We start from the raw sequence: 607 nt of genomic DNA on the forward strand, positions 1-607 counted from the left end.
GCAACGCCAGAAATCAAACCGCCACCGCCTACCGCAACGAAAACATAATCCATATTGCGCCACTGCTGCGTCAGCTCAAGTCCGATAGTACCTTGGCCGGCAATGACCAATTCATCATCGTAAGGTGGGATAAAAGTTAAGCCTTCACGCTCAGCACGATCAATTGCATAACGGTTGGCTTGATCGAAGCTGTCGCCGTGCAAGTCGACATTACCGCCAAGCGCTTTCACCGCATCGACTTTGATATCCGGTGTGGTCGTTGGCATAACGATGATGTTGTTCAACGCTAATTTGCGTGCAGAGTAAGCAACGCCTTGCGCATGGTTGCCTGCTGAAGCGCAAATGACGCCGCGCGCTTTTTGCTCATCGCTTAATTGACTAATGCGGTTATAAGCCCCGCGCAATTTAAAGGATTTAACCGGTTGTAAGTCTTCACGTTTAAGTCGAATATCATTGGTAAAACGCTGGGTCAGCTTGGGTGCAGCCTCAAGTGGCGTTTGAATAGCAACGTCATAAACCGTGGCTTGCAAGATGGCTCGTACCCAATGAGATAGCATAATATTCCCTAAACAAGTAATGAATGAAGATAAAAACGAAATAGATTAGC

Annotated in this window: 1 protein-coding gene; it reads right to left on the reverse strand. The window is 47.4% G+C overall.

Going from position 1 to position 607, the window contains the following annotated elements; translation table 11 throughout:
- A partial coding sequence (locus ACS8FD_RS22360; RefSeq protein ID WP_439277479.1) for a pyridoxal-phosphate dependent enzyme occupies positions 1 to 557 on the reverse strand: 557 nt, incomplete at its 3' end.
- Positions 558 to 607: the final 50 nt, after the last annotated feature.

This window comes from Psychrobacter sp. 1U2 (assembly GCF_051847575.1).